The organism is Rossellomorea aquimaris (assembly GCF_003315075.1).
Taxonomy (GTDB): Bacteria; Bacillota; Bacilli; order Bacillales; family Bacillaceae_B; genus Rossellomorea; species Rossellomorea aquimaris_C.
The window spans coordinates 209,578-230,837 of record NZ_QNRJ01000001.1; the positions used below are offsets into that span (position 1 = coordinate 209,578).

The 21,260-nt window shown below is 38.2% G+C and carries 32 protein-coding genes; 21 read left to right on the forward strand and 11 right to left on the reverse strand.

What is annotated here, in order from left to right; genetic code table 11:
• The first annotated feature begins 23 nt into the window (after positions 1-23).
• Positions 24-230, forward strand: coding sequence for a hypothetical protein (locus DET59_RS01000; protein WP_113967737.1), 207 nt, complete (start codon positions 24-26; stop codon positions 228-230).
• 157 nt (positions 231-387) lie between these two features.
• Complete coding sequence (locus DET59_RS01005; RefSeq protein WP_113967738.1) at positions 388-576, forward strand: hypothetical protein; 189 nt, start codon at positions 388-390, stop codon at positions 574-576.
• Between the two features lie 170 nt (positions 577-746).
• On the opposite strand, the gene DET59_RS01010 is transcribed toward DET59_RS01005, so the two are convergent.
• Positions 747-1,295, reverse strand: a complete 549-nt coding sequence (locus DET59_RS01010) for an RIO1 family regulatory kinase/ATPase domain-containing protein (RefSeq protein WP_113967739.1) — start codon at positions 1,293-1,295, stop codon at positions 747-749.
• Positions 1,296-1,798: 503 nt separating this feature from the next.
• Between DET59_RS01010 and DET59_RS21830 the strand changes: the two genes are divergently transcribed.
• The 6 genes from DET59_RS21830 (at position 1,799) to DET59_RS01030 (ending at position 4,968) form a co-directional block, all read left to right on the forward strand.
• Positions 1,799-2,308, forward strand: coding sequence for a hypothetical protein (locus DET59_RS21830; protein ID WP_220154047.1), 510 nt, complete (start codon positions 1,799-1,801; stop codon positions 2,306-2,308).
• A 9-nt stretch (positions 2,309-2,317) separates the two neighbouring features.
• Positions 2,318-2,575, forward strand: coding sequence for a hypothetical protein (locus DET59_RS21835; protein ID WP_220154048.1), 258 nt, complete (start codon positions 2,318-2,320; stop codon positions 2,573-2,575).
• Entirely contained in the window at positions 2,548-2,982 is a 435-nt protein-coding gene (locus tag DET59_RS21840) for a hypothetical protein (RefSeq protein WP_220154049.1), read from the forward strand. Before DET59_RS21835 ends, DET59_RS21840 begins: the two co-directional genes overlap by 28 nt.
• A gap of 291 nt (positions 2,983-3,273) precedes the next feature.
• A complete protein-coding gene (locus DET59_RS01020; protein ID WP_113967741.1) occupies positions 3,274-4,161 on the forward strand; it encodes a diacylglycerol/lipid kinase family protein in 888 nt (295 codons plus the stop codon).
• 12 nt (positions 4,162-4,173) lie between these two features.
• The gene (locus tag DET59_RS01025; RefSeq protein ID WP_113967742.1) at positions 4,174-4,485 is read left to right on the forward strand and encodes an iron-sulfur cluster biosynthesis family protein; all 312 of its coding nucleotides are present in this window, start codon (positions 4,174-4,176) and stop codon (positions 4,483-4,485) included.
• Between the two features lie 108 nt (positions 4,486-4,593).
• On the forward strand, positions 4,594-4,968 hold the full coding sequence (locus tag DET59_RS01030; protein ID WP_113967743.1) for a nucleotide excision repair endonuclease: 375 nt from the start codon (positions 4,594-4,596) through the stop codon (positions 4,966-4,968).
• 85 nt (positions 4,969-5,053) lie between these two features.
• Here DET59_RS01030 and DET59_RS01035 read toward each other — a convergent pair whose 3' ends face one another.
• On the reverse strand, positions 5,054-5,491 hold the full coding sequence (locus DET59_RS01035) for a hypothetical protein (protein WP_113967744.1): 438 nt from the start codon (positions 5,489-5,491) through the stop codon (positions 5,054-5,056).
• 232 nt (positions 5,492-5,723) lie between these two features.
• On the opposite strand from DET59_RS01035, the gene DET59_RS01040 reads away from it, so the two are divergent.
• Together DET59_RS01040 and DET59_RS01045 are read left to right on the forward strand one after the other, a co-directional pair.
• Entirely contained in the window at positions 5,724-6,251 is a 528-nt protein-coding gene (locus DET59_RS01040) for a GNAT family N-acetyltransferase (RefSeq protein ID WP_113967745.1), read from the forward strand.
• A gap of 330 nt (positions 6,252-6,581) precedes the next feature.
• Complete coding sequence (locus tag DET59_RS01045) at positions 6,582-7,283, forward strand: class I SAM-dependent methyltransferase (protein ID WP_113967746.1); 702 nt, start codon at positions 6,582-6,584, stop codon at positions 7,281-7,283.
• Positions 7,284-7,339: 56 nt separating this feature from the next.
• On the opposite strand, the gene DET59_RS01050 is transcribed toward DET59_RS01045, so the two are convergent.
• Positions 7,340-8,218: a LysR family transcriptional regulator gene (locus DET59_RS01050; protein WP_113967747.1), complete on the reverse strand. Its 879-nt coding sequence runs from the start codon at positions 8,216-8,218 to the stop codon at positions 7,340-7,342.
• Positions 8,219-8,333: 115 nt separating this feature from the next.
• Here DET59_RS01050 and DET59_RS01055 point away from each other — a divergent pair, with 115 nt between their 5' ends.
• On the forward strand, positions 8,334-9,419 hold the full coding sequence (locus DET59_RS01055) for a citrate synthase/methylcitrate synthase (protein ID WP_113967748.1): 1,086 nt from the start codon (positions 8,334-8,336) through the stop codon (positions 9,417-9,419).
• 19 nt (positions 9,420-9,438) lie between these two features.
• On the opposite strand, the gene DET59_RS01060 is transcribed toward DET59_RS01055, so the two are convergent.
• The gene (locus DET59_RS01060; protein ID WP_113967749.1) at positions 9,439-9,789 is read right to left on the reverse strand and encodes a hypothetical protein; all 351 of its coding nucleotides are present in this window, start codon (positions 9,787-9,789) and stop codon (positions 9,439-9,441) included.
• Positions 9,790-10,168: 379 nt separating this feature from the next.
• On the opposite strand from DET59_RS01060, the gene DET59_RS21465 reads away from it, so the two are divergent.
• Positions 10,169-10,324 (forward strand): hypothetical protein, encoded by a 156-nt coding sequence (locus DET59_RS21465; protein WP_181778015.1) that lies wholly within the window; start codon positions 10,169-10,171, stop codon positions 10,322-10,324.
• Between the two features lie 373 nt (positions 10,325-10,697).
• Positions 10,698-10,901: a hypothetical protein gene (locus DET59_RS01065; protein WP_113967750.1), complete on the forward strand. Its 204-nt coding sequence runs from the start codon at positions 10,698-10,700 to the stop codon at positions 10,899-10,901.
• 105 nt (positions 10,902-11,006) lie between these two features.
• Here the strand turns inward: DET59_RS01065 and DET59_RS21910 are convergent, their stop codons facing one another.
• From DET59_RS21910 to DET59_RS01075, 3 genes are all read right to left on the reverse strand, one after another.
• The gene (locus DET59_RS21910; RefSeq protein ID WP_258549527.1) at positions 11,007-11,138 is read right to left on the reverse strand and encodes a hypothetical protein; all 132 of its coding nucleotides are present in this window, start codon (positions 11,136-11,138) and stop codon (positions 11,007-11,009) included.
• Between the two features lie 191 nt (positions 11,139-11,329).
• Positions 11,330-13,273 carry an insertion element protein gene (locus DET59_RS01070; protein ID WP_113967751.1) on the reverse strand — a complete coding sequence of 648 codons (1,944 nt, stop codon included), beginning with the start codon at positions 13,271-13,273 and terminating at the stop codon, positions 11,330-11,332.
• A complete protein-coding gene (locus DET59_RS01075; protein WP_113967752.1) occupies positions 13,266-13,508 on the reverse strand; it encodes a hypothetical protein in 243 nt (80 codons plus the stop codon). Before DET59_RS01075 ends, DET59_RS01070 begins: the two co-directional genes overlap by 8 nt.
• Before the next feature lie 416 nt (positions 13,509-13,924).
• On the opposite strand from DET59_RS01075, the gene DET59_RS01080 reads away from it, so the two are divergent.
• Together DET59_RS01080 and DET59_RS01085 are read left to right on the forward strand one after the other, a co-directional pair.
• Positions 13,925-14,281, forward strand: a complete 357-nt coding sequence (locus tag DET59_RS01080) for a VOC family protein (RefSeq protein WP_113967753.1) — start codon at positions 13,925-13,927, stop codon at positions 14,279-14,281.
• Between the two features lie 62 nt (positions 14,282-14,343).
• A complete protein-coding gene (locus DET59_RS01085; RefSeq protein WP_258549528.1) occupies positions 14,344-14,853 on the forward strand; it encodes an NUDIX hydrolase in 510 nt (169 codons plus the stop codon).
• Between the two features lie 75 nt (positions 14,854-14,928).
• Here the strand turns inward: DET59_RS01085 and DET59_RS01090 are convergent, their stop codons facing one another.
• Positions 14,929-15,435: a GNAT family N-acetyltransferase gene (locus DET59_RS01090; RefSeq protein WP_113967754.1), complete on the reverse strand. Its 507-nt coding sequence runs from the start codon at positions 15,433-15,435 to the stop codon at positions 14,929-14,931.
• A gap of 186 nt (positions 15,436-15,621) precedes the next feature.
• On the opposite strand from DET59_RS01090, the gene DET59_RS01095 reads away from it, so the two are divergent.
• Together DET59_RS01095 and DET59_RS01100 are read left to right on the forward strand one after the other, a co-directional pair.
• Complete coding sequence (locus DET59_RS01095; protein WP_113967755.1) at positions 15,622-16,269, forward strand: pentapeptide repeat-containing protein; 648 nt, start codon at positions 15,622-15,624, stop codon at positions 16,267-16,269.
• 231 nt (positions 16,270-16,500) lie between these two features.
• Entirely contained in the window at positions 16,501-16,950 is a 450-nt protein-coding gene (locus tag DET59_RS01100; protein WP_113967756.1) for a GNAT family N-acetyltransferase, read from the forward strand.
• Positions 16,951-17,056: 106 nt separating this feature from the next.
• Here the strand turns inward: DET59_RS01100 and DET59_RS01105 are convergent, their stop codons facing one another.
• On the reverse strand, positions 17,057-17,542 hold the full coding sequence (locus DET59_RS01105) for a sigma-70 family RNA polymerase sigma factor (RefSeq protein ID WP_113967757.1): 486 nt from the start codon (positions 17,540-17,542) through the stop codon (positions 17,057-17,059).
• 331 nt (positions 17,543-17,873) lie between these two features.
• Between DET59_RS01105 and DET59_RS01110 the strand changes: the two genes are divergently transcribed.
• The 3 genes from DET59_RS01110 (at position 17,874) to DET59_RS21470 (ending at position 18,958) form a co-directional block, all read left to right on the forward strand.
• Positions 17,874-18,173: a hypothetical protein gene (locus DET59_RS01110; protein WP_113967758.1), complete on the forward strand. Its 300-nt coding sequence runs from the start codon at positions 17,874-17,876 to the stop codon at positions 18,171-18,173.
• Positions 18,174-18,453: 280 nt separating this feature from the next.
• On the forward strand, positions 18,454-18,777 hold the full coding sequence (locus tag DET59_RS22280) for a DUF4181 domain-containing protein (RefSeq protein WP_113967759.1): 324 nt from the start codon (positions 18,454-18,456) through the stop codon (positions 18,775-18,777).
• A gap of 13 nt (positions 18,778-18,790) precedes the next feature.
• The gene (locus DET59_RS21470; RefSeq protein WP_181778016.1) at positions 18,791-18,958 is read left to right on the forward strand and encodes a hypothetical protein; all 168 of its coding nucleotides are present in this window, start codon (positions 18,791-18,793) and stop codon (positions 18,956-18,958) included.
• A 77-nt stretch (positions 18,959-19,035) separates the two neighbouring features.
• Here the strand turns inward: DET59_RS21470 and DET59_RS01120 are convergent, their stop codons facing one another.
• Complete coding sequence (locus DET59_RS01120) at positions 19,036-20,088, reverse strand: serine hydrolase domain-containing protein (protein ID WP_181778017.1); 1,053 nt, start codon at positions 20,086-20,088, stop codon at positions 19,036-19,038.
• Positions 20,089-20,268: 180 nt separating this feature from the next.
• Between DET59_RS01120 and DET59_RS01125 the strand changes: the two genes are divergently transcribed.
• Positions 20,269-20,631, forward strand: a complete 363-nt coding sequence (locus DET59_RS01125) for a VOC family protein (protein WP_113968022.1) — start codon at positions 20,269-20,271, stop codon at positions 20,629-20,631.
• Between the two features lie 413 nt (positions 20,632-21,044).
• Here DET59_RS01125 and DET59_RS01130 read toward each other — a convergent pair whose 3' ends face one another.
• Positions 21,045-21,227 (reverse strand): DUF1272 domain-containing protein, encoded by a 183-nt coding sequence (locus tag DET59_RS01130; RefSeq protein WP_113967761.1) that lies wholly within the window; start codon positions 21,225-21,227, stop codon positions 21,045-21,047.
• Positions 21,228-21,260 lie beyond the last annotated feature (33 nt).

Below are 21,260 nucleotides of genomic sequence, written 5' to 3' on the forward strand. Positions count from 1 at the left end.
AAACACCGAAAGGAGGAAACATAATGTCTAATTTGTTCAAAGATGGTAATATGGCTGATTTTCTTAATAAAATTTTATCTCTAGGTGATAAAATCGAGGTCCTATCTGGTGACGAAGAAATCGAAGAGGGTTCATATGTTTACGCAAGCGATAACTTCGTTGTATGGGCTGATGATAATGGCCATATGAACACGTCTAACTTAAATAATGTTACTGTTCGTAAAGTTTAGTTAACATTATTTAGAAACGAAAAAAATGACTGGACGCAATCCAGTCATTTTTTTTTGAGGAAAAATGAAAATGATAGGTAATAGCCCTATCATTTTTCGGTTTTTTTAATATAAATATATAGACTGTTGAATGTTAAAAGAGAAAGGAGGAGGCATTATGGGATTTTCCGATAAACTTAATAAAGTACTCAAGCTTGGTGATAAAATCGAGGTTATTTCGGGAGCAGAAAAAATAGACTGCGACGGAACATTTATAAAAGCTGAAGATCACTATTTAGTGTGGTCTAATGGTAATGGTGACGTTTTATTCACTCACCTGGATAGGGTAACGGTGAAAAAAGTATAATCATTTTTAAAAAATTCTAGGGATAGTACTTTTATGGGAGTACCATCCTTTTTTTGATTTCAGGTGCTTGTCCTAAAGACTTTTAATAAAACATTCTTTCCTTTTTGATATTAGGAAAGAACGTTTTTGTTTCTATGATATTTTAGAGTGGAACTTCATCATGTATGGTACTACTTATGGTTCTTCCAAGCATCATGAAGCTCAGGATTTAAATTCTTTACATGTTCCAGGAAATCGCCTGTTAAACCAAATTTCTTCATTCCTTTTAACAACTTTGTTGGAACAGGTGAGTCGGATGTAAATGCTCGCTTGTGATCAATCACTTTGAATTCGCCATTTTCATCCATTAACATATGGCGAACCTCCGTATCCCATCGTGTGAAGCCTATTCGTTTAAATTCTTCTAAAACGAATAATATTTTTCGTGTCATTTCTTCATCAATATGACCGTGTCGTTTCATGTGACGGGCAAGGGATATTCCTTGAACAAACTCCATGACAATGTAATTGTCACCAAATTCATATAGACGTGGCATAATGGCCGAATTCTGCCCTATTTTCATCGCTTCAAGTTCCCGTTGATGTGTTTCTTCCTTAAAGAAGTACTTAACTACTTTGTCCTCTGCTACCTTATAGATTTCACCATCTTTCCCATCACCAATCATTTCAAAGGATTCCAGGTCTTTCTTTGAGATTTTCCCGTTAAAAAAGTTCTCCATTAATCATCACTCCTTTACATGGTAGACTTTCACTTTTTCTATATTGTATGGAAACAGTTTCATTTGTGTAACCGAGCCAAATGCTGAAATTTCATAGAACGTGGTTTAAAATAATGCTTTCTTACCAAAGTTTGTCGTGTTGTAACGTAAAACCCAGGGGTTCAGTCAGTCAGCGTGAGATAAGAACTGTCTAAATTTAAAATGTAAAAGCAAAGGACGGCAGCAAGTTCATCATCATATAGCCTGCCGATCTCTCAACAGAGAATACTATACTATAGTATTCTTCCAATACTATAGACTATCGTTTATTTATAGAACCATAGGATGTTTGTCTACACGTACTATTCATATTTTTCATAAACTATAGTAATTCTGTTTAGTTATTCATCATTTGATTAATAGGATTGAAATTTTGATATATGGAAAGTAGGTGGGTAAATTGGGATCAAAAAGAGGTCATGATAAGGAAGACAAGCATAAGAAATCAAAGAATGACGAATACGATGACAAGCCTAAAGAGTGTAAGAAAAAAAGCGAGAAAAGCAAAAAACGAGGAAAGCGAGTACCACAAGAAGAGTTGGAACCCCAAACTGTCCAAGTTATTCAAGGTGAACAAGGACTTCAAGGCGAACCAGGACCTCGAGGTGAACAAGGGCTTCAAGGCGAACAAGGGCCTCAAGGTGAACCAGGACCTCGAGGCGAACAAGGACTTCAAGGTGAACCAGGACCTCGAGGCGAACAAGGACTTCAAGGCGAACCAGGACCTCAAGGTGTACAAGGACCTCGAGGTGAACAAGGACTTCAAGGCGAACCAGGACCTCAAGGTGAACAAGGACTTCAAGGTGAACCAGGACCTCGAGGCGAACAAGGACTTCAAGGTGAACCAGGACCTCGAGGCGAACAAGGACTTCAAGGCGAACCAGGACCTCGAGGTGAACAAGGGCCACAAGGCGAACAAGGGCCACAAGGCGAACAAGGGCCTCAAGGTGATCAAGGGCTTCAAGGCGAACTAGGACCTCAAGGTGTACAAGGACCTCGAGGTGAACAAGGACTTCAAGGCGAACAAGGACCTCGAGGTGAACAAGGGCCACAAGGCGAACAAGGGCCTCGAGGTGAACAAGGGCCACAAGGCGAACAAGGGCCTCAAGGTGAACAAGGGCTTCAAGGCGAACCTGGTCCTCAAGGAGAGCGTGGAATTCAGGGTATCAAAGGTCCTCAAGGGGAATGCACGTGCAATCAGAAATATTGTAATGTGTATAGAATTGGTGGAGATCTTATAATACCTGACCAACCTGTTTCTTTTAACCATACTGGCATTAGTTCTGCCGGGGACTTTATTCACTTGGGAACCTCAATAATCGTAGTGAACGAGGGAGACTACAAAATAAACTATAACGTTGTATTTACTAGTGGAAAAACAGGATTTAGTAGAGGAGGAGCATACGCATTATTCGTGAATGGTTTAATAGTAACATCCAGCAGGTATGGTAACCAACTAGGCATCTTCACAAGTGCCCCTGTGACCCTGGATTCCATTTTTCAAGTTAATGGAGAAGTGATTGTTACTATCCCGGCAGGAGGAAAAGTAGAGCTTAGAAATATTGGGCATACGGCAGATAACCTCATTGGTAATGTGGATAATACCCCTATTAATAGTGCAGGATTAACAATGTTAAAGCTAAATTGATAATAGGAATTAACTATCCAGAGCGCGCTGACCGGACATATGGAGGTCAGCGCTTTTTTTATACTGTCCCTATTCCCATTATAAGGGAGGCCATGAATATTGGGGACGGTTTGAAAGTAGGTCTCTTCAACTCGGAAGAAGAACGGATTAAACATACCCTTGGGTTTGCAAAGTATTTAATTTCTTATTGTAATGATATGTTCTCTCCTGTCAATTTTAATCATACATAAGGTTCCAACTCTCTAAATCAGGGTAAAGATACTGTATACATATTAAAAGGAGGATATCGCTGTGAAACTAGCCATGCTTATCGTTAACCCCTCTTCTGGGAAGGAAAGAGGGAAGGACTATAGTGAACATGCTCTTGAAACCATGTCAAAAATGGGGTATAAAACGGAATTGCGCATTACAGAAGGGGAAGGAGATGCGATGGATTTCGCCAGGGAGGCATGTGAGCGAAAGTTTGATTTCGTCGCAGCCATGGGAGGGGATGGAACCATCAATGAAGCGATAAACGGAATAGCTGAGCAGGATCACCGTCCTCTATTTGGTCTGATCCCACTGGGAACAGTAAATGATTTCGCACGAGCTTTAAATATTCCTATGAAACCCGAAGAGGCCATCGACATATTCAAGCATAATCATGTGCAGAAGACCGATGTTGGAAAGATCAATGGCCGATACTTCATCAATATCGTCGCAGTAGGCGCGTTGGCAGAAGCATCGTTCTCAACACCCGTCGAACAGAAGTCGAAGCTTGGCCCACTTGCCTATATAATAGAAGGAATGAAGAAAATGAAGGAGAAGCAGCCGTTCGAGCTTAAGGTCCACTCCGACCATGACTGGGAAGGGGACGCGCTTCTCATGCTTGTTGCCCTGACCAATTCTGTCGGGGGCATGGAAACCATTGCACCCGAAGCCAAAGTAAATGACGGTAAGCTCCATGTCTTTATCATCAAAGACATTGCCCTTCCTCATTTTCTATTGCTCCTTCCAAAGATTCTTTCAGGAGAACTGGCAGAAAGTGAACATGTCCATTATATGAAAGTCACAAAGCTGGAAGCGTCATCGTCCTATAAGATGACGGCCAATGTTGATGGGGACGAGGGGGACGAGCTGCCAATCATAATAGAAAACCTGAAGCAGCATCTTGACATACTTGTTCCACTTACAGAATAGAAGGAAGGTACAATGAAATTGGAAATCACCCAATCTGCAAAAGAAAAACTAAACGAAATCCCTAATGGAAAAATCATGCAGCTATCACTTGACCGTGGAAGCTGCGATATAGTGAACAATCTCTATGAAATAAAGGTAGTAGAAAATAGAGAATCTGATTCTACAGAGAATATCATCCAATCCGATGATTTGACCTTCATTATTGACGACGACTTCGAAGATTTGTATGAACACGAACTCACGATTGATTTTAAAAATAATTTCTTTGTGTTTAAGAATAAGAATCAGACGTTTAATAATCGAATTGGACTCAGGTATGTATAAAAGGGTGAGGGGACCTCTCTTTTTTAATGGTAAGTGCTACGTTGTATAGTAATTCTATACTTTATGTGTTACCATTACCTCTTACAGCAAACAAAGGACGTGACATTCATGATAAAAATTGACATCCCACAAGCGGATATTTCCATAACGGAACGCAGACAACCGAGAGACTCAGAAGAACCGAAGATCAAAAGTATCCAAGGGTTCATCGATCTTCACGAAATCCCAAGAGACAAAGGCGGTATCATCTTGTTTTACAACATCAACGACGAACTTCTCTTCGTTGGGAAAGCACGTAAACTAAGACAAAGAGTCAAGAAACATCTTGAAGATACTGTATCACCACTACGTAACCACAGAGGCGAAATCTACCGTATCGACGTTGCCATTGTTGAAGATGCAATGGATCGTGAGATTTACGAAACGTATATCATTAACAAGCTCCAATCAAAATATAACGTAGATAAAGTTTTCTATAAATAATTTAAAAAGGAACCAGTGTCACAAAATAGACGCTGGTTTCTTTTGGGCTGAAATGTATTTCAACAGGTAATAAAGGTCTTTTTTTTCACCTAATTACAAATTCAGGATTCCATCTAACCAGCAACTCTTCTCGAACCCCATAATATGTCGTATTAGTCCGATCCGTCACTCCATAAGACACTACACTTTCATCATCCGTCCAGGCGATGTTGATTGTTACTATGACAGAAGGTCTCTTCACTCCGGCAATCTCAATATCCACTGACTGATTCAACTCAAAAATCGTACGAAAACTAATCTCTTCCCGATGAATCGAAGGCGGGGAAGGAGCATCCTCTATATTCACAAACTTCTTATCTTGATCATGGATGTCATACGTAATAAATGATTTCCCGGGCTTTATCCAGTACGTTATTAATTCCACACGTCCTGCTCTTAAGGGTGTCCCCTTAAAAGCTTCGTGAAAAAGATCTTCATACTTGATGACTTCGTTCAGCTTAATGGGATTGATGGTTCCTTTCACAGAAGTACCTCCTTGGTATATGCCTATATATGGTCATAGTTATACATATTGGAGGTCGGGCTTCAATAGAACAGATAGTTAACTGCAGATATTGATAACCCTATCGAGGGAAGTCGGCCAGGGAAAAGGGTATAATTGAATGATAAGAACGAGTGACTGAATGAAAGTTACTTGTTATAAATGATACTATTCATTCAGTGATTAAAATAAATGAGAAAAGAAAGGAAAAATAATGACTATTCATTTTACTGAGGTAATCGAACCAAATCCTATAATTATTGATGCCTTGAATCGTTGGGAAAACAATCCTGTCTTAATTCCATTCATTCGCCCTAATAAAAACAAGAAAGAGCTGGAACAAGAGTGGCAGATTACTATAGAAGAGTTCAAAAGCCGTTTAGACACTCAACATTTTTATCTTATATACATAGATGACAAGCTTGTGGGAGAAATGAATTATATGGTGGATCCAAGTCATCTTCACAAAAGAGAACCCGGAACTGCCTGGATAGGAATTACAATAGGTGAAGAGGATGGACGTGGTAAGGGAATAGGTTTCAAGGCTATCCAATATTTAGAAGAAGAGATAAAAAAGCAAGGACTTACAAGAATTGAATTGGGTGTATTCGAGTTTAATACCCGGGCATATAAGCTATATCAACAGTTGGGATATCAAGAAATTGCTAGAATTGCTGACTTCACCTATTGGAATCATACAATGTGGTCTGATATCAGGATGGAGAAGTATTTAGGAGAATGAGCGTAATAATGAAGGTTGGTAGAAGTAAGTCACCAACTCTTTTTTGATATATTATTGTAATATATGTAATGTTTTGTCATTCTCATTTACTCGTACTACCCTCACTAACGCATTTAAAATAAGTCAAATTAGCTCAAAATGCTTTTGTGTAACTCCCTATTAAAAGCGGGTTTAAGTATATCCTGAACCAACCTTGTCGCTTCTCGGTGCATAATAATCATCGCTTTAACCTACCGGCACCATTCGAAAACACAGAATTGTAAAATCGTGGTAACCTTTCTTTCTTTGTAATCAAGTAAAATGATATTAGCTTCAAAAGGGGGGAACCACATGCAAGAAAACATTCATAATTATGATGATTTACTGAAAATGCTGGATTCATTTCTAAGGGAACCTGCTCCATTTTGGGATGAGTTTTTTTCTGATCGTGACAGATCAGTACCCATATTTGTGAATGCACCTGACGAGAATTTAGTATCATACGTGGAAATGGGAAGGATTACACCTGGAAAAGTACTGGAACTCGGGTGTGGACCAGGCAGAAATTCAATTTATTTAGCGGAACAGGGTTTTGAGGTAGATGCAGTTGATTTATCGAAAACGTCCCTCGATTGGGCAAAGGAACGCGCAGATGAAAGGAATCTCACCATCAACTTTTTACACCAAAATATTTTCGACTTCAATAGTGAACAGGGGAAATATGATTTCATTTTCGATTCAGGTTGTTTTCATCATATAGCACCTCATAGAAGAATGAGTTACATAGATATTATTGACAAATCATTAAAGGAAGAGGGATATTTCGGTATTACTTGTTTTCTACAAGGTGGAAGTCTAGGAGGCTCTGATATTTCCGATTGGGAAGTATATCGAAAAGGCTCACTTATGGGTGGATTAGGTTATACAGAGGAACGGTTAAGGAAGATTTTTCATTCATTAAAGCCTATTGAAATCAGGAGAATGATTGATAAAACACATTCAGAAAACCTATTTGGTGCCTCTGACTTATTGACTGGATTTTTTCAAAAATAGTAATCAAAAAAAGGGACGACATGATCAGCAGATAGTGATCATGTCATCCCTTTTTTTCACACTCTGAATCGAGACAGGAAACGCAAAAACTCCTTTTGTGTTTTATGTTGATATTTTGTAATGGCGAAGGTTTTAGCTTCCGGCATAGGAAAAGCATTTGTTTCAACCTCCAAGAGCCTTCCTTCCAGCAGCTCTCTCCTGACTGAAGAGGAGGGAAGATAGGAAACCCCAAGACCTTCTGCGATGAAGCGTTTCGTAATATGTGTTTGTGAAACCCTCATCATCCTGGTTTTTGGATAAAATTGCTTTATGGTATAACAGAGCTCATCCCAATAAGCAGGGTGATTGTGGGTCAATAAGTAATTCGATGCCAGTAAGTCCTCTTCTTCCAAAGGTGGGGCTGATTCGAAATCCCGTCCATCATGAGGAGCCACCATAATGACTTTATCTGAAAATAATAGAGTATGTTCAAGTTCAGGACTAAAGCAAGGAAGGCAGGAAAGTCCAATATCGACTCTTTCCTCTAGAACAGCCTTCTCGATTTCGGCAGATTCAATAATTTCAACCGAAATCTCAACCTGGGGGTGAGTTTCTAAATATTGTTTTAAAACAAAAGGTAACACATTATCAGCAATCAAGGGGGATATAGCCATTTTAAGGGTTGTCGTGTATCCCTGACTAAAGGATTGAAGATCAGAGATTCCTTCCTCATAGATCTCGATCAATCTTTTAGCATGCTGTAAATAGGATATTCCCGCTTCTGTCAGTTTGATTTTCTTCCCATCTCTTTCAAATAGGATAACTCCCAACTCTTTTTCAAGTTGTTTAATGTGTACCGTAACGGTCGGTTGTGATATAAATAATCGCTCCGCCGCTTTCCTGAAATGATTGAATTCAGCTGCTGTTATAAACGTTTTCACCACATTCAGATCCACTATTTCCACCCTATCCTTATTAATAAATGTAATCAATTGAATTAAATAAATTTAATTTTCTTAATTATAAATCCATTATACAATAATTGTAACGAAGAAAAAGGGGATGATACGAATGTTTAGTGAAGGACTAAAAGGAATTATCGCAGCACAAACAACGATCAGTCATATCGATGGTAAGGAGGGTGTCCTCATCTATAGGGGATATGAAATCGGAGAACTCAAGGATTTGTCATTTGAAGAAGCTGCTTTCTTATTATGGTATGGGCATCTTCCCAAGGTGGAGGATGCAGTGGAGATCAAAAAGAAACTGGGCACCTATCGATTCCTGACACCTGTAATGAGGGACATCCTTCATTCTCTACCACAAGGAATGGACATGATGAGTGTATTAAGGACCGTCATCTCCTCTATAGGAGGATCAGAATACAAATGGAAGCCAACTATTGAGCAGTCAATGCGATTGACGGCCGTCATTCCTACCATCATTGCCTACCGATTCAATATGATGATGGATAAACCTTTAATCGATCCGGATACCAAGCTGAACCATGTGGAGAATTATCTCTATATGTTAACCGGAAACAATCCGTCAAAGGCAGTTGCTGATGCGTTGGAAACGTATATGGTCCTGACCCTTGAGCATGGAATGAATGCTTCTGCTTTCTCGGCAAGAGTCACAGCCTCAACGGAATCCGATCTGGTTTCCGCCATCACTTCAGCCATCGGAACAATGAAAGGGCCACTTCACGGAGGAGCACCATCCGGGGTCATTGATTTACTGAACGAAATAGGCACGGCTGAAAAAGCCGAAAGTGTCATCAGAAGAAAATTGCTGAAAGGTGAGAAGCTGATGGGATTTGGGCATCGTGTCTATAAGACTCATGATCCAAGAGCCATCGCTTTAAGAAGCAAGCTGATAGAAAATATGGGGGATGATCACTCTCTTGATCTAGCACTCTATGTGGAGGAGAAGGCGATTGAACTTTTAGCTGAAATTAAGCCGGGTAGATCCCTATACACAAATGTGGAGTTTTATGCTGCTGCCATCATGAAATCGATCCATCTCCCATCAGATCTCTTCACACCGACATTTACTGCCAGTCGAATCGTTGGGTGGACAGCACATGTGATGGAGCAGGCTGAAAACAATACCATATACAGACCTCAATCCGAATATATAGGAAAACGAAACTGTTAGTGAGAAAAAACCTGCTTGTCTACACATAAGGGGTTCCGTTTTGAAATGCAAAATATGAATGAACATTGCTGTTCGTATAGTAATTCGCACCAAAATTAAAAAGCAATTTGGCAAGAAAATCAGAAAAGAAAAATGCTTGGAGAGATATGCTCCAAGCATTTTTCATCCCAAGATAAGCACTGGTTAGTGATTTTTTAATATACAATAATCCCCATATATCAAACTGCCAAAATAAGGGTGGGAATTCCTCTTTATGAGAATAGGCGCTTTCTTGAGATAAAGGAGATGATATTTTTTTACGAAATTGATGTTGGAACTTATTGTAAAGATTATTTAGTTTGTGATTTTTATTTTTTAACTCAACAGTCAATAAAATATACCCATAGATATTTGGTAATTGAAGTGATTAAATCACCTTAACAAAATGGTTATCTGAATTTTGGAACTAATCGTACTTCTATTCGTATGTATTTAGAGAAGGCAATCTTAAAGTGGAGACCGGCCACTTGAGTCGCTCTGTTGAAATATATTAAATTCTAGGAGGCGAATTTTATGGCTGAAGGTATGTTTTTACTAATGATTGTGTTAATAACTGTAGTAATCATAGGTAAAAGAAAAAAGAAAAAGTAATGAGAGAAATTGACTAATGATATTAAAATGAAGGTAATTCTTTCGTGCTTGGTATAGAAAAATCCATAAGAATATAGGTAATTTTATTCAAGACCAAAAAGATTATATAAGGGGTTTAATTGGTTGAAAATATCGATGAAGTAAGGACAGTGGTTCATGCAGTTTCAGATGGAGAACTTATTCAACAAAATGGAGCGATTGTTGAAGAATACAAAGTAAAAAGGCTTAGAGAGTTTTTCTCTCCTAAGCCTTTTTTGGTGTGGGAAATGTCGTGATTTTCATTGTGATTTGCCCTGTGATTTGGTTGTTTGCACCTCACAAGAAAACCCATTAGTCTACACAATAACGGGTTTACTTGTGAGGTGCAAACAGACAAATATCATATAAAATCTCATAGCTAATCACTGACAAAACACTTGGTAATACACAAGGTAAATCACACAAAAAAGGACCAACTTTTGATAAGTCGGTCCTTTTTACCACCAATTATTTTCTTATTTAACTAAAGCACCCGATTGTTTAAGTACATTTGTTCACAAAATTAAGTTTTTAAGACCTGCCTGTTTTCTTTCTCTCAGTTATTTTTTGGAGTATAAGTTTAAATGCCTTTACAAATAATACCCCTATAATAATAAGGGGGTTAATAAAATGGAAGAAGCACCCACAAGTAATAATGGAATGAGCACAAGTAATAATGAAATGAGTACATCTAATAAGATAAACCTTTCAGGTCTAGGTGTTGGAGCAATTGTACTAACCACTGTTTATACGGCGGTTTTGGCTTCGCAGTTAATGGCTACCAAGCATAAAGTCGATTACCTTTATTACAAAGAATTAACACAAAATAAATAGCTAATTATAGACGGTGCTTTTTTCACCGTCTTTTATTTAAATAAAACAGAATTTGAACTAACCTGCCCGTTAGCTCAATAGAAAAAGCTGTCTAAGCGACAGCTTTTATTTCGATTTTTGATTCTTTCCTTTGCTCTTTTTTTCATATTTGCCCCAAAAAGCAAAGAAAGCGAACAAAGAAATAGCTCCTAATATACCACCGACCACTTGGACGATTTGTGCTGTTTCCCAACCCAATAAAATCACCCCAAGACTTATATTGGTTATAATAATAACTTATTCGACCATAACATTAAAATTCCTTCTTCAACTATCCTGCTTCGTTAGTTGAAGAACTGATTTTTCTTAATCTTATATTTAGTTTAACATAAAATCCCAAATAACCTTCAAAAAAATCATCCTATTTCAAAAGGATGACCTCCATTAGCTTATTTAAAGTATAGGATATCGTTTAAAGTAAATTGCTTATCCGTTAATCCTAATTTTTGTGCTGGTGTTAGCCTTTTCTTCTTAGACACTTTATTTGCTAAACAAAAGTTGTAGTACGTTCTAAGAATGGTCAACGCCATTTGAGCATATTTAGGATTGAAATTTGCATAGATATAACTTTTTCCCTTTCCTCTCGCCGTCACTAGGGGTCTTTCAAGAATGGATAGCCGCCTTCTGATTTGTTGCATAAAGTTGTTTGTTGGACGATCACTGATTTTTAAAAGCATATTTGCAATGTGTTCGGTGTCAAAGTCACTTAAATCCGTTGTGCAATCAACGGAGAAGTATCCTTTGTCAGTTGGAGGTAGTGGATGTTCAATCGGATTTTTTGCCCACACTTTGAAATTTAAGGAACCGTCGGACATTACCTTATGAAAAGAATGTTTTTTCAAGTCCATAGCTAATTTGATAGATGCGATTTTCCTTACCGACCCCTCGTTGACCCCATTCATTTCCGCCCAATCTTTAAGGTGCTTTATTGCTTGAATATGCTCTTGATAAGCATCTGGAAGGTTTTTATTACGGTCAATTTTGGCAAGGAAGTGGTGGGCTTTAGATGAGATGAATTCATCATTAAATACCCGATAAAAGGCGTTCATAATTGTTTCGTCCTCATCTGAAACGAAACGCCACTTTTGACTTTGTAACATTTGTTTGAGCAACCAAAGGTGGGCAGTCACTGTGTAACCTGATTTAACGTGAAGTCCATTAATATAGTTCTTTCTTCGCATAAATTCATCACGATATGCGTGATATTCAGCCATTGTTTGAGTATCGTTTTCTGTTGGAGGCTGCGGCGAATGCGAAAACCTTAAACGAGCATTCTTCTTTGAGAATTCGTGTAGATGGTCTTCTCGGTAGTACCTTGTATCATCATCCACACCCTTTAGGCTGACATCCCAATCATAAGCAATATCAGAACGAAAAATATAACCCGTATCAATATCTCCTGTTACGATGATATGCGTTTGAAGCTGCTTGTCTTCAAGGTTATCGTATCGAAATCCTCCGTGTCCTTTTTGCCTTACATTGTTCAAATAATATAAGAGCTTATCTGTGTTAAGCCAAAGCGAGTCAAATTGCATAGACTTTAGTGGCTTTTGTTCGTGACGTTCAAGAAATTCAAGACACCTTCGATAGAGCCATTCTAACTTGCGGTAATAAGTTAAAGGAGAAATATTAAGAGCTTCGCAAGTACGAGTAACAGGCGTGCGATTGATAAGCATTTTGGCGAATCGGGGCATTATTTCGTTTCTCTTTTGGTTGAAACTAAATGATTCCCTTCGAGCGGGCAATACGTTAGTCATCTTTTTACAGGATTTGCATTGCCATTTTTTAGAGCCACCGCTACTTTTCCCTCGTTGATAGAATTCTTTTGGATTATCAAAAGGATTTGCTTCACCGTTGGAACAATCGTCTTTATGAAAGATATATTCAGGCTCAATATCTTTGACCTTATCTAATGTTGCTAGGCGTTTAATCTCTTCGGCAACAGACCAATTAGATATAGGCGTAACAGTACATTTGTGAGATCTCGTTAGTTCGGTAGGATCTGGATTACATACAATTGCATCGTCTTTGTCTTTCCCACGACTACTTAACTTATAGCGACTTGGCTTATTCTTAATCTCATCAAACTTCTTTTGTGGCAAGCCGAACCAAGAACAATAAGGATTTGTGCAATAATTAAACTGTAAAATATGATTTTCACCTTTATAAGTGAATTCAATCGGGTCAAACAGCTTGTTATATCTTCTCGCAAAGCGTCTGGGATTAAGAAGGGGGTAATCCAACTGTCGGTCCAATAATTCTTGAGAAGATAGAGGGTCCTTTACAACAACAATATCATCAGTTGGTTGAGCTAATCGTTTTAATTTAGCCAACGTTTTCTTCCTTTACATTTCGAATTTGACTGAGAATACGTTTGTTAAAACGTTTGGACTTAACCCATTCAATGAAATCCTTATCGTCAATGATGTTTTTAAGGAATTCATCAACCACTTCATCTTCCGTAAACTCCAAGTATTCCGCATAATATTTCACAATATAGCGGGTTTGTTCTGAAATCTTCCAATCGACGGACTCGCTGTTCTTATTTTTGGGCTTTAAAAACTTCATTTGCTTTTTCCTCCATATATTTCACAGTATAAATCACATTCAAATTCACATACCTTACAATAATTATTTCCATATATGTGATTTATTATGCTTTTTTATATGTGGAAAATCAAATAAAGTGCTATAAACCTTGATTTAATAATAAAAAACGCACGGTGATTTCGTATGTGAAATACCGTGCGTTTTACTTTGATATTTAATTGTTTGCACCTCTGAAGTAAACCCGTTATCTACACAACGCAGGTTTTTATTTTAATGATCGCCGGTCACGCGACAATTGACCTTACATTTGGGAATGTTCATTTTCATGGAGGGTATTGAGGAATTTTGTCGAATTGAAATAATACGTATTTGTATAAGGGCAAATATATTAGTGCTCAATTTTTCATGAATGAAGGAATATGGAGGGAACGAACATGAAAAATCAAAATGGGAAAGTAGTTGGCTTTGAATTAAGTAGTCAGGATCCAGAAAAAGCAGCAGCATTTTACTCAAGCGTATTCGGATGGGAAGTGTCCGAACCCCAATGGGACTACTGGGCAGTTTCAACGGGGCAAGGTGATGGGATGAGTGGGGGGATTGGCAAAGGACCTCATGATCATCCACACGGTACTCGTATTCAGATTGAAGTAGACTCCATCGAAAAAACCATTTCATCTGCTAAAGAAAATGGGGCGATGGTGGTCAGGGATAAGATGGAATTCGATGATTTTTTCCTTGCGTATTTAGTGGATCCTACCGGGGTGGGAATTGGGTTGATTGAAAAGAAATAGGGGAATAAAATTTTAGTATGGCAAGGATAATGAAACTACTTATAGGAAGAGGAGCGTCAACTTTGTTTGAAACTGTTTTAGGAAAACCCAAAAGCGACATAACTGAATACAAAATGAAATATAGAACCGCCGTGAAAGCAGTCATCATTCAAAATAATAAGATTCTCCTTATGCACTCAAACAGAGGAGATTATAAATTCCCTGGAGGCGGAGTTGAAGAAGGTGAAACCTTGCCTGATGCCCTCATAAGGGAGGTCGCTGAAGAAACAGGCTTTATACATTGTGTTGTTAATGAGCTCCTTGGAATTGTGATTCAAAGGCATTTGGATGTGTTTGAAGATGATGTCTTATTTGAAATGACTTCCCACTATTTCCAATGTGAATTAACAGACAGAGAAAGAATACCACAACAATTGGAAGGGTATGAATCGGAACTGAATATGATACCAAAATGGGTTACTTTGGATGAAGCGATTGAGGGCAATGAAAAGTTGATGGACCAGTTTGATAACAACCGCTGGATTAAACGGGAGAACTATGTATTGGGAGAGTTGAAGAAGTTATATAAATAATGACAGGAACACGCTAGAAAAAAGAGCTGCGAATTCCAGATCTCAGCTCTTTTCAATATGAATATAGTTCTATACCTAGAAGTTCAGCCCGTACTTTTTCAATTCTTCTGTATCATTGGGCAATGTCACGTAGCCTTCTAATTGCATATCAAGTTTTTCCAGCAGTTTAGATGAGGATTCATTGTCCTTTGTCGTAATCGCTATAATACGTTTTATTCCTATGTCCTTTGCAAGTTCCACCGTAGCTCGTGCTGCTTCAAATGCATATCCTTGAGATTGATAGGAAGAGAGAAAAGCAAAGCCAATATCTACATCTTCAAGTCCGTCGCGCTTAATCAATCCACACAATCCAATCGGAGTATGATCCTCCTTACGTTCTGTTAAGAACAAACCAAATCCTTCCCGTTCATACATTGCCCTGGGACCTTTCAGGATATAACCATTTGCATCCTCGATTGTTCGAATTCCTTTGTCACCTATGTATTGCAGCCATCCAGGTTCATTTAATAATCTCATAATGAATTCTGCGTCTGCAGCCTCGATCCACCTCAGGGTGAGTCGATCCGTTTCTAGTACTTTCAAGTGGGACACCTCACTTATTATCATTACATCTTATTTTACCTCGAAAAATGAATTAGGAACACCAGCCATATAATTAACCACTAAAATCATTGCGAGACACACAGCCGAAAAAAATCCAAGACTACTATTCAAGTTTCTACATGCTATAGTTTCATTATACAAAAAGAACATAGTAGAGGTGCAGTCATGACGGTGAAATTCAAAATAGAAGTTCCCAAAATCCCAACTCGATTAGAGTCAGCCAATTTTCATGATGTTTATTATGAAGAAGATCCATTCCTATCGAATTGTACGATAGAAAATGCAAGGCTGGATCACGAAGAAATCGATCAGCTCGTTTTATCAAAAATTGTTTTTAAAAATGTTTCCTTTATAGGTTCATCGTTTCCTCGAATCGATATGACCGATGTGGTATTTGAAAACTGTGACCTTTCGAATGCGAACTTCACCGAAGGCATCATTCACCGGGTAACGTTTAAGGAATGCAAATTAATGGGGGTGAATTTTTCCGAGGCGAATTTAGGCAATGTCAGTTTCATAGAGTCCTTGGCAAATATGAGTGACTTTGTTGAAGCACGATTAAAGCAGGTGAAATTCAACCAAACCTCCTTACAAAATGCCAACTACTCAGACTGCAGGCTCGTGAAGGTAAACTTTGATCAGTGCGATCTTAATGAGGTTGAATTCACCCAGACTAATCTTAAAGGAATCGATATTAGTTCATGTACATTTACACGTATAAATGTAGCCATAGAAAACCTATATGGATGTGAGGTTTCACAGGAGCAAGCGATCGGGTTTGCAAGCTTATTGGGATTGAAAGTGAAGGAGTAAAATCAAAGAGGTGTAGAGGTTGTTAACTCTACACGCTTTTTATGAATAGTTATTATGAGGTTCTCCATTAAAATAGTGGTATAATTCAATAGTCTGAAAATTATATTCTATATTTATCTGGATTTGAGGCAGCGTTTAATAGGGTTAATTTAGAATGAACGATTTCAAGAAACTATAAGAAGATGCGGACGATTAACAAGCCGCCTCCTTACTTTCGAGAGGGGAAAATGAATGAATTCAAACAGTGTGAAAATAGTAGAAGTAAATAAAGATAATTGGTACGATTGCTGTCAGCTGGAAATTTCCGAAGATCAAAAGACTTTCATCGAAACAAATGCGATATCGATAGCCCAATCAAAATTTGAACCTTCACTAAGGCCCTTTGCCATCTATTATGAGGACAAAGTGGTCGGCTTTTTAATGTATAACACTTTGCCAGAAGAACTCGATGCTTACTGGGTATACCGAATCATGGTGGATAAAAGCTATCAGGGTAAGGGCATTGGAAAAGCAGCAACTGCCTTGATGATAGAAGGTATGGTTGAAACCCTTGCTGTCGATAAGATTGTAGTGGGTTATCATCCTGAAAATAAAGGGGCACACCATTTATATACCAGTCTGGGATTTGTTGACCAGGGAGATAGATTTGGCAGGGAAATGGCTGTTGTGAAAAATTTGTAGTAGGAAAGGCCAAGTTAAGATACTTGGCCTTCATTAAGACTATTCTGCTTGGATCTATCTGATTATACTCAGCTTGAAAGCCAATCACACCTATAATCTCTAACGATCATTTTACATCCAACAATCCCTTTAATCTCTCCTTTGCTCCCTTACGCCACTTCTTCACTGCGGAAATTGAAACATTCTCTACCTCTGCAATCTCACTCACCGTCAGCATGTGCATGCATGTATAAAGCACCCATTTCCTCTGATTTTCAGTTAAATCCTCACAGTAACTGTACAGTAACTCTTGTGCCAACCCATCATTCCCTTTTTCATCCTCGATGATTTCAAAAAAGTCCGCTTCTTTGAAAATGCTTTTTTCTTCATTACGGTTTTCACTTGTTAATTGAGATAATATTCTGCCACGTACAAATGAATAAGCATAAGCAGGGAAAGCCCCTTTTTCTGAATCGAAATTTTCATATGCCTCCCAGAGTGCAATGAGACCTGTCTGATAATATTCATGCTTATTTTTGTATATGTGCAAAGAATGAATCACTTTATGAATCATTAAATCATATTGCTTATGAAGCTCTTCAAATTTCTCCAACGCAGATTCCTTCTGATTGGCGCGCCTCTCTTTGTATTCCTAGGTAGCTTAACCATACAAAGAAAAAGGGAGAGGGACAAAAGAAGTAATTGTCCGTAGGCCTGAAGTAAACACAGAGTAACTTAATGACGCGGTATACCCCTTTTTCTCATTAAAAACGCATTGTTTACCTGAATTATCACCTTTATAAAATAAATACAGAAATACGAATTAACATGGCCTCTATTATTCAAGATAAATTACTTTAAGGACATATTAAGGTAGATTCGTTTACCAAATCACATCAATAGGCAATACTACATGTACCAAGTAATGCTAAGGAGGGACTCACATGCCAAGGAAAGATGAATCCTTATCTGAACAAAATGATGAACCGGTACAGGAAAAAGAAAAAACCGAGATGCTCGAACGAATGTTAGCGGCTGTTCTTAACTATCTATCCGATGATGAAATAGAAGAGATTGACCTTGAATATCTCCTGACAAATACTGAAGATCTTAGGCAATGGTGGGATCAATACCGGGAGAAAAACAAAAAGCAAATTGAGGATGAAATCAAAAAGTCTTTGAGCAAGTTGACTCTTGAAGAACTAGAAAGCATTAGGGAACAAATAAAGGAAAAGAATGGCTAAGTCATGAATGACTTAGCCAATTTATATAGAATTTTATTGAATGCACCATCACAGAGCTAGTTAGCGATTCATATTTTAAATTATCCATAATATTATTATGTATACTACTATGATATTTGTAATAAACAGGAATTGATTATTTAAAGGGACACAAGCATAGGCTTAACTAGCTTATTAGGTAATTTATGTTAAAATAGAAAGAGATTTATAAGGGGGAATAATCATTCTGCATTGGTATCTTACCTCAACATTTGCATTAATCTTAACAGCCTTTAACTTTATGATTGAAAAAAAATTAAGAAAATCATTTCATATTACCAAAGAGGGAATGAATGAATTAAGGCACCCGGTACATAAATATGGCGAGAGAATACTATTAGTGCTCATGGTCTCCGGAGTTATCATAATTCTTTTCAAATATGAAACTATCATTAGCCCCGAATTGTATTTTCTGTTTTTCTTTATTGTTCATCACGTTTTCAAAGCTTTCATGGAATGGTTGTTTTACCGGAAAACAAAAGAATATGTATTAACGATTTCAACTATTGCATCTGCGATCACCATGTTAATCTTCATGGCGATTCTTGAGCAGCTTTCAATATAGCAGAGGAGAATTTATGACAAAAGCATACGTTCTTTTAATAGGCGGATTATTTATTTTTATGCTGGGTGTTTTCTTATCCATTCAGTGGATTGTTGTTGGAACCTTCTTTAGTGTCACAGGTGGCTTGATAATGGGAAGTAGCTCATATTTTATGGGGAAGAAAGCCGTGAAAAGACGATAACACTAGTTAGTCTTTTGATTCAAGTATGAAAAAACGCTCAGTCTGAGCGTTTTTTCTTCATAATAGGCAACTCGAATTCAAATTCTCTTAGTGATTTCTCGAAACAACTGATCTGCAATCGCCACAACCCCGATTGGCATTTGATTTACGATAACGGTCAATGACATTTCGCAGTCAGGATAATAAAGTGTCACTGATTCGTAGCCATGTATGCCTCCCTGATGACCAATGGCCTGTCTTCCATCTTCAAAGGTATATTGTTGGATTCCTAAGCCATAGGAATGCTTCGGATCATCAGCTTCGAGGAAACACATCATGTCAGTCAAAGATTCCTCGGTTAATAATTGACCTTTAAAAAGGGCCTTCATAAACGTTTGAATTTCAATGGGATTGGAAATAAGAGCCCCTGCAGTCCAGATAATCGATATGTTGAGATTCATAATTTCTGATATTTCATCTGAAAAGTCTGTCAGGTCAGCAGTCGCTCTGGAACATCCCGTCGCATAAGGTTTTCTTAGATCATTCGTAATAGGAAAGTATGTCCTTTCCAAATGAAGCGGTTGAAAGATCCATTGATTCAATAGGTATTCGATCGATTTTCCGGAGAGTTTTTCCGCTATCATACCAAGCAGGATATAACCTGTATTCGAGTAGTTAAATTCAGTACCCGGTTCAAATTCAAGGTCATGGTTGGCAACAAGTCTGATGAGGCTTTGTGGCGGGAATACATCTTGAAGGCTGTTTACAGCGTGCTGGATACATTTTGTTCCTGCAACATCCATCCATATGTAGTCCTTCAAGCCACTTCTGTGTTGCAGCAATTGACGGATGGTTATATGGATGCCATCTTTCAAGATACCGGGTAAAAGGGAATCTACGGTCTGTTCAAACGACACAATACCTGCATCCTTTAGTTTTAAAAAAAGTGTGCTGATGAAAATCTTCGTAATGCTCCCGATCCGTAGATGATCATCTGGTTCTAACTTTGTATCTGATGCAATGTGACGAACCCCGGCTGCCACGGGAAAGTCCTCTCCAGTAGAATCTGTCAGGCACACTGAGATGCCTGGAAGCTGATATCTCTCGCGCAATGAACGTACGGTATCCTCAACCAATATGCGATCTATCAAAAAAATCATCCTTTCGAGTTGTAGTTAAGCTCAGTGTATCAATGGTTTATCCTAAAATACTCAGTCCGGAAACCGAGATCTCATACTCCCAAAGAAGAAATGGAAGAGTCAGGCAGGATATGCGAAGCCTTTTATGGAAACTTATTCTAGTACTCTAAAAGAATTGGAGGGAGCTCTATGATGAAGAGTCCGATCAAGAACAAAGTGAACCTGGTTTTTATTCCTGTAAGTGACATTGAAAAGTCTAAAGAATGGTACTCAAAAATCCTCGGGATCCAAAAAGGAGAAGAACATTTTGATCATCTATTCGTTGCCGACATGGACGGAGCCGGTATGATCCTTGACACTATGCCCATGTGGAAAGACGAAAATGGAAAACTGCCAAGGTTGAATTTCCCGGCCATTCAATTTGCCACTGATGATATCCATGATTCCTATCAATTTATGAAAGACAATGGTGTCGAATTGGTAACTGATGTTCAAAATGATCAATACTTTGTTTTTAAAGATCCCGATGGGAATGTATTGATGGTTTGCCTATAATCAGCACTTAAAAGTTGGGAGACTCTTTTATAGTCTCCCGTCCCTCCAAATGATTGTTAGGTAGCGATATTTTATACATATGAGAAATGAGAGTAATTAGAAGGAGAGATTATCCATGGCCATCCGAAATTCCGGATAGTCATCAGGTAGGGGTCGAATGGATGGATTTGACTGAGTTAACGAAGTGTAGGTTATATCCTAAGAAAATCATTCCTTATCTAAATAAAGAACTAGCTCAGGTAGTATATCTTGGAGACATCAACTAATGAAACAAGCTCAGGGTTCAAACTCTGAGCTTGTTTCTATCTAGGGGAAAAGAGTGTATCCTCGATGAATCGGTGGTTTCATTGAGAATATTCCATTCTGCACATCAATGATCAGCAGTGCTTTGCTTTCTTGAAGCGATTCCCTCCTTAATGCTCAATTCCCGTAGGTGGTTTCGGTCTTCTGACTAACTCTCCACTACAGTTCGGGCAGATAGAGTCATTTTTAGCTGTACAGTCCTCACAAAAGGTACATTCATGGACACAGATGTACGCGTCATCCGTCAAAGTCCTCCGGCATGCCTGACAATCCGTCTTCATTTCTAATCCCATATGTATCTCCCTTTCTATTAATCTCCTTCCAGT

Coding starts and splice junctions, on each gene's coding strand:
- DET59_RS01000 (WP_113967737.1), top strand. CDS start 24: ATGTCTAATTTGTTCAAAGATGGTAATATGGCTGATTTTCTTAATAAA.
- DET59_RS01005 (WP_113967738.1), top strand. CDS start 388: ATGGGATTTTCCGATAAACTTAATAAAGTACTCAAGCTTGGTGATAAA.
- DET59_RS01010 (WP_113967739.1), bottom strand. CDS start 1,295: ATGGAGAACTTTTTTAACGGGAAAATCTCAAAGAAAGACCTGGAATCC.
- DET59_RS21830 (WP_220154047.1), top strand. CDS start 1,799: ATGACAAGCCTAAAGAGTGTAAGAAAAAAAGCGAGAAAAGCAAAAAAC.
- DET59_RS01025 (WP_113967742.1), top strand. CDS start 4,174: ATGAAATTGGAAATCACCCAATCTGCAAAAGAAAAACTAAACGAAATC.
- DET59_RS01030 (WP_113967743.1), top strand. CDS start 4,594: ATGATAAAAATTGACATCCCACAAGCGGATATTTCCATAACGGAACGC.
- DET59_RS01040 (WP_113967745.1), top strand. CDS start 5,724: ATGACTATTCATTTTACTGAGGTAATCGAACCAAATCCTATAATTATT.
- DET59_RS01045 (WP_113967746.1), top strand. CDS start 6,582: ATGCAAGAAAACATTCATAATTATGATGATTTACTGAAAATGCTGGAT.
- DET59_RS01055 (WP_113967748.1), top strand. CDS start 8,334: ATGTTTAGTGAAGGACTAAAAGGAATTATCGCAGCACAAACAACGATC.
- DET59_RS01065 (WP_113967750.1), top strand. CDS start 10,698: ATGGAAGAAGCACCCACAAGTAATAATGGAATGAGCACAAGTAATAAT.
- DET59_RS01075 (WP_113967752.1), bottom strand. CDS start 13,508: ATGAAGTTTTTAAAGCCCAAAAATAAGAACAGCGAGTCCGTCGATTGG.
- DET59_RS01080 (WP_113967753.1), top strand. CDS start 13,925: ATGAAAAATCAAAATGGGAAAGTAGTTGGCTTTGAATTAAGTAGTCAG.
- DET59_RS01095 (WP_113967755.1), top strand. CDS start 15,622: ATGACGGTGAAATTCAAAATAGAAGTTCCCAAAATCCCAACTCGATTA.
- DET59_RS01100 (WP_113967756.1), top strand. CDS start 16,501: ATGAATTCAAACAGTGTGAAAATAGTAGAAGTAAATAAAGATAATTGG.
- DET59_RS01110 (WP_113967758.1), top strand. CDS start 17,874: ATGCCAAGGAAAGATGAATCCTTATCTGAACAAAATGATGAACCGGTA.
- DET59_RS22280 (WP_113967759.1), top strand. CDS start 18,454: ATGATTGAAAAAAAATTAAGAAAATCATTTCATATTACCAAAGAGGGA.
- DET59_RS21470 (WP_181778016.1), top strand. CDS start 18,791: ATGACAAAAGCATACGTTCTTTTAATAGGCGGATTATTTATTTTTATG.
- DET59_RS01125 (WP_113968022.1), top strand. CDS start 20,269: ATGAAGAGTCCGATCAAGAACAAAGTGAACCTGGTTTTTATTCCTGTA.
- DET59_RS01130 (WP_113967761.1), bottom strand. CDS start 21,227: ATGGGATTAGAAATGAAGACGGATTGTCAGGCATGCCGGAGGACTTTG.